Annotated in this window: 3 protein-coding genes and 2 pseudogenes; 3 read left to right on the top strand and 2 right to left on the bottom strand. The window is 69.7% G+C overall.

Going from position 1 to position 5,766, the window contains the following annotated elements:
- Positions 1 to 443, top strand: a pseudogene (locus DI573_RS13515) (alpha-1,4-glucan--maltose-1-phosphate maltosyltransferase); the annotation flags it as partial.
- On the top strand, positions 440 to 2,632 hold the full coding sequence (gene glgB / locus DI573_RS13510; protein ID WP_292815334.1) for a 1,4-alpha-glucan branching protein GlgB: 2,193 nt from the start codon (positions 440 to 442) through the stop codon (positions 2,630 to 2,632). The pseudogene DI573_RS13515 and the gene glgB, both read left to right, overlap by 4 nt.
- A gap of 42 nt (positions 2,633 to 2,674) precedes the next feature.
- Here glgB and DI573_RS13505 read toward each other — a convergent pair whose 3' ends face one another.
- Complete coding sequence (locus DI573_RS13505; RefSeq protein ID WP_292815340.1) at positions 2,675 to 3,613, bottom strand: tetratricopeptide repeat protein; 939 nt, start codon at positions 3,611 to 3,613, stop codon at positions 2,675 to 2,677.
- A 26-nt stretch (positions 3,614 to 3,639) separates the two neighbouring features.
- Entirely contained in the window at positions 3,640 to 5,478 is a 1,839-nt protein-coding gene (locus DI573_RS13500; RefSeq protein ID WP_292815337.1) for a glycosyl transferase, read from the bottom strand.
- 180 nt (positions 5,479 to 5,658) lie between these two features.
- Here DI573_RS13500 and DI573_RS13495 point away from each other — a divergent pair.
- Positions 5,659 to 5,766 (top strand): annotated as a pseudogene (locus DI573_RS13495) (AI-2E family transporter); the annotation flags it as partial.

Genomic DNA, 5,766 nt, shown 5'->3' with positions numbered 1-5,766 from the left:
AAGAGAACATCGACAACGAGAAGTACGAGTACAAGCTGCGCGACTGGGACGCCGCCGAGTCGCACGGCGACTCGCTCGCGCCCTACCTGCGTCTGCTCAATCGCGTGCGGCGCGCGCACCCGGCCCTCGGCCAGCTGCGCAACTTCAGCGCGCACTGGAGCGACGACGACGCGGTGCTGGTCTACTCCAAGCACCTCGATGCCGCGCTCTCCCCCACGGGCGAGTCCGACACCATCCTGGTCGTGGCCAACGTCGATCCGCATTCGGCGCGCGAGACCACGATCCATCTCGACACCCGCATCTGGGGAGTCACCCCGGGCGAGCCCTTCGAGGTCGAAGACCTCGTCACGGGCGAGGTATGGACGTGGAGCGACCACAACTATGTGCGCCTCGACGCTTTCGTCGAGCCGGTGCACATCCTGCACGTGAGGAGCACACGATGACCGTGACCGACGAAGACATCGACCTGGTGGCCACCGGGTCGCACTACGCCCCCCACGGGGTGCTCGGCGCCCACTCCGTGACGGATGACCGGGGCACCGTCTCGACGACGATCCGCGTTCGCCGGCCTCTCGCGGAGACCGTGACGGTCGTTCTGGACGACGACAGCGCCGTGACTCTGCGTCACGTGCGCAGCGGGGTGTGGGAGGGCGCGCACCGCGGGCCCATGCGGCCGTATCGCATCGATGCGACGTACGAGGGCGCGCCGGTGTGGAGCGCCGAGGACCCGTACCGCTTCGCGCCCGCGATCGGCGAACTCGACCTGCACCTGATCGCCGAGGGCCGACACGAGGAGCTATGGCGCGTGATGGGTGCGCACCTCCGGGTTCTCCAGGGCGTTCAGGGCACCGCGTTCACCGTGTGGGCTCCGGATGCGCGCGCGGTGCGCGTGGTCGGCGATTTCAACAGCTGGGACGGCCAGGGCCACCCCATGCGGTCGATGGGCTCGAGCGGCGTGTGGGAGCTCTTCGTCCCCGGCGTCGGAGAGGGCTCCGCATACAAGTTCGAACTGCTCACCAAACAGGGTCCGTGGGTGACCAAGGCCGACCCGATGGCGCGCTGGGCCGAGGTGCCGCCGGCGACGGCCTCCGTGGTCACCAAGGCCCGCCATGCGTGGGGCGACGACGCGTGGATGACCGCCCGCGCGCGCGTCAACCCGCAGCACCGCCCCATGTCTGTGTACGAGGTGCACCTGGGGTCGTGGCGGCCGGGCCTGTCGTACCGGGATGCCGCCGACCAGCTGATCGGCCACGTGCAGTCCCTCGGATTCACCCACGTCGAATTCCTCCCCCTCGCCGAGCATCCCTTCGGCGGATCGTGGGGCTACCAGGTCACGGGCTATTACGCCCCCACGAGCCGCTACGGCACCCCCGACGACCTGCGTCACCTGATCGATCGCCTGCACCAGGCCGGCATCGGCGTGATCATGGACTGGGTGCCGGGACACTTTCCCAAGGACGATTTCGCGCTGGCCCGCTTCGACGGGCAGGCGCTGTACGAGCACCCCGATCCCCGCCGCGGAGAACACCGCGACTGGGGCACCTACATCTTCGACTATGGCCGGCGCGAGGTGCGCAACTTCCTCGTCGCGAACGCCCTGTACTGGTTCGAGGAGTTCCACGTCGACGGACTGCGCGTCGATGCGGTCGCCTCGATGCTCTACCTGGACTACTCGAGGGAGGAGGGCGACTGGGTTCCCAACGTGCACGGCGGGCGTGAGAACCTCGAGGCGATCTCCTTCTTGCAGGAGGTCAACGCCACCGCGTACAAGCGTTACCCGGGGATCGCGATGATCGCGGAGGAGTCCACGAGCTTCCCCGGCGTGACAGCGCCCACCGACCACGCGGGCCTGGGCTTCGGCTTCAAGTGGAACATGGGCTGGATGAACGACTCGCTCGTGTACTTCGGGCGGGACCCCATGTACCGGGCGCACCACGAGGGCGAGATCACGTTCACGTTCGTGTACTCCTTCAGCGAGAAGTACATGCTGCCCATCAGCCACGACGAGGTCGTGCACGGCAAGGGGTCCCTCCTCGCACGCATGCCGGGTGACCACTGGCAGAAGCTCGCCAACGCCCGTGCCTTCCTCGCCTTCCAGTGGGGCCACCCGGGCAAGCAGCTGCTGTTCATGGGCCAGGAGTTCGGTCAGCTCTCCGAGTGGTCCGAGGGCCGGGGCCTGGATTGGTGGATGCTGGACCAGCCCTCGCACGCGCAGTTGCAGGCGTTCGTGTCGAACCTCAACGCCGTCTACCGCGACAACGCCCCGCTGTGGGCGCGCGATGGCGACGGCTCCGCGTTCTCGAGGATCTGGGGCCCGCACCACAACCCCAATGTCGTCGCGTTCGCCCGGCGGGACGGGCACGGCAACACGGTCGCCGTCATCTGCAACTTCTCCGGCGTTCCCGTGCACGGCTTCGAACTCGACATGCCCGAGCGCGGCGTCTGGGAGGAGATCCTCAACTCCGACGCGGCGGAGTTCGGCGGGTCGGGAGTGGGCAACCTGGGCATGGTGCACGCGAGCGATCGCGGCTCGGACGCCCGGGCCCGGGCATCCCTCGTTCTGCCGCCGCTCGGCGTGCTGTGGCTGCGCCACGCACCCGAGGCGCACGTGCCTTCCCCGACGCAGGGCTGACACGATGCGGGGGCGCCGACCCGCCCCCGCATCGATCGGCGTTCAGAACAGAAGCGAAGCCAGTCGCGTCCGCGCCTGGAGCACCCGTGGGTCGGCGTCGCCGACAACGCCGAACAGTTCGAGCAGACGCTCGCGCACGACGCCCCGCTCTTCGGGGGCGAGCGCGGCGAACAGCTCCAGCAGCCGGCCGAAGGCGTCCTCGACGTGACCGCCGGCGACATCCAGATCGGCGACGACGAACTGCGGTTCGACCTCGAGCGGGGCCGCGGCCGCGGCCTGCCGCGCCTGCTGCAGGTCGACCCCCTGCACCCGGTCGAGCAGACGCACCTGCCCGAGGCCTGCGCGGGCCTCGTCATCGCGGGGGTTCTCCGCGAGGGCCTTCTCGTACGCAACGATCGCTCGCGCGTAGTCCCCCTCTTCGATCGCCGCGAACGCCTCGGCGTGCAGCGGCGGCATCGGCGGCTCGGACTCTTCGCCGGTGTCCTCCGGCGCACCCTCGACCTGAACCGTGCCGGTCACCCCGTTCTGCGCCGCGACTTGGAGCAACTGGGCGAAGACCTCCCGCACCTGCTGTTCGGGCACGGCACCGGTGAACAGCGGCACCGGCTGTCCGCCCACCAGCGCGACCACCATGGGGATCGACTGCGCACGGAATGCCTGGGCGAGCTGCGGGTTGGCGTCGACGTCGACCTTCGCGAGCACGACCCGACCGGCGAGCTCGGTGACGACTCGCTCGAGCGCCGGGCTGAGCTGCTTGCACGGGCCGCACCACTCCGCCCACAGGTCGACGACGACCGGCACGCGCTGCGAGAGCTCGAGGATCGCGGGGAAGGTCGCATCGGTGACATCCAGCACGAGGGACGGCACGCGGGGGGCGTCTGTTGCCGCGGGAGCGGGTGCGGCCTCGGCGGCACCCGCCGTGGGAGATGCCGGCTGCTGCGGACGGTTGCGCAGGGTGGACAGGTCTACGGCGCCGCGCATGACGGCTCCGGGGGCGGCATTCTGACTCACTGGATGACTCCCGCACTGAGGATGTTGGAGGCGTAGCCGAGCAGTTGGATCTGCCCGCCGTCGGCCTGGTTGGGCACATAGAAGAAGAGCTGGTCGGAGAAGTTGGTCTGGAATCCCGCCGGCGAGGTGCTCGTACCCGCGAGGGCCTCCACGGTCGGGTTGCCGTCGAGACGGATCACCGCGTCGCTGTTGGTCGCGCGCACGGTGTCGGTGTCGGTGACGCTCACGGCCACGATCGCCCCGGATTCGAGGGTGGCCAGTGCCACCGGCTCGTACGCGCCGGCCGATGACGAGAAGGTGAGGCTGCCCGTCTCGGCGCCCGTCTGGTTGAACGTCTCGAGCCTGCTGCGACGATCCTCCGCGATGCGCACGCGGAACTGGTCGCCCTCCTCTTGGAAGAGATCGAAGCTCTCACTGTTCTCGCCGTTGTTGAGCACGTCGGCGTAGGCGGCCGCGATGTCCTGGGGAGGAACGACGAGGAAGGAGGAGTCCGGCGGCACGAGCGTCGCGCCGATGGTCGAGGGTGCGACCCCACCGGGGAACTCGGCCGCCGCGGCGAGGTTGGCGAGGTAGGTCACCTTGTACGGCGACCACGCGTCCTCCTGGGTCATCACGGCGATCGTCGGGGCTGCGGCGTCGTCGGCGTCATCCGCCACGACCGTCATGAACGTGCGCGGCCAGCCGTCGAACGCCTGTGGCAGCACGATCTGCAGCGGATCGGTGGGGATCGGCGAGAGCGGCGCGTGATCTGCCACGCTCTCTCGGATCGTGTAGTTGGCCTTGCGCTCATCGAGGACCGCTCCGGCCAGCCGCGTGGCGGCGAGCTCTTCGTCTCCCGCCGCGTCCGCATCCGCGACGGTCTGCGCGATACGCGTGAGGATGCGCTGAGCCTGGGTCTCGGTGACGGCCGGCTGCTGCTGGTTCTCGGCGGCGAGGACTGTGGATGTGGGACTCGGCGTGGGCGTGGGGCCCAGCTGCGGCCATGCCTCGGCCGAGCATCCCGAGAAGGCGAGCGTGGCCACCGTCACGATCGGGAGGGCCACGAACGCCCGACCGCGCGAGATCCCGCGGCGTCCGGCGGGTGCCGCGGTGATGACGCCCTTCTTCTCGCCGTCGGGGATGGTCTCGAGCGGCTGCGTCTCGGGCAGCGGCGGCAGGCCCTTGCGCCGGGGGCCGCGGGAGCGGCGGACGTGCCGCACGCCGAGGATGTAGAGGAAGACGCCCAGAGCCATCATGATTCCGCCCGCGACGATGAGCGGACCCGCCCACGGGGTGGAGTTGTTCACCGGCCACGACACCTCGACCGTCCCGGGCGCGGCGGCGGTGCCGTCGGCCGCGAGCAGAACACTCATGTCGGCCGGAAGCTGCAGACGCGCCGTCAGCGTGTCGGTGTCGGTGAACTCATCGAGCCACAGATCGGACCCCGCGGGGTTGCGGTTGACGGGCGCCGTGTCCGCGCCCTCCGCGGGCTGCTCGCCCTCCGCGGGCTGCTCCGCGGCGTCGGCGGATTCTTCTGCAACCTCGGGCTCGACGACACGGCTGACGATGTCGCCGTCGGCATCCAGTGTCACGACGTTGTACTCGACGTCGGAGAGCCAGGCGCCCAGATCGGCGGTGCGACCGTAGGCCGCGAAGAGCTCACCCTCGCCCTCGGCGGTCAGGGTCTGCGCCCCCGGCATGCTGGCCAGGACTGCACCGTCGAGCAGCGTGAACGGCAGCGGCTGATCGACGGAGACCGCCACCTCCGTCGTCCTCGGCCCGAGGAACACCGTCCTCTGGGCGATGCCGGTGACGATCAGCAGCGCGGCCAGAACGAACGCCGCGACGGCCCACACGAAACGCAAAGATCGAACTCCTTCATCGACGCGCCACCCGTAGGGCGCGGAATCGGACGTTCCAGCCTACCGAAGACGACCTGAATGTCAGCCCCGAGCGAGTGGCGCGCGGCTTCGCGATCGCGGAGCCGTATTCTGACGACACCGCTCGCGTCGGCTCGAGCGGCGGCAGGAGAGCCCATGAAGATCCAGAACCCCTTCCGCGTCGCCTTCGTCGCGACGCTCGGCGTGGGCCTGGGCATCGTCCTCATCTCGAGCGTCGAGACGCTCTCGACGATCCTGCTCTAC

The organism is Microbacterium sp., from assembly GCF_003248605.1.
GTDB lineage: Bacteria > Actinomycetota > Actinomycetes > Actinomycetales > Microbacteriaceae > Microbacterium.
Note: the sequence above shows the minus strand (reverse complement) of the source record. Positions and strands in the feature narration are given on the sequence as shown.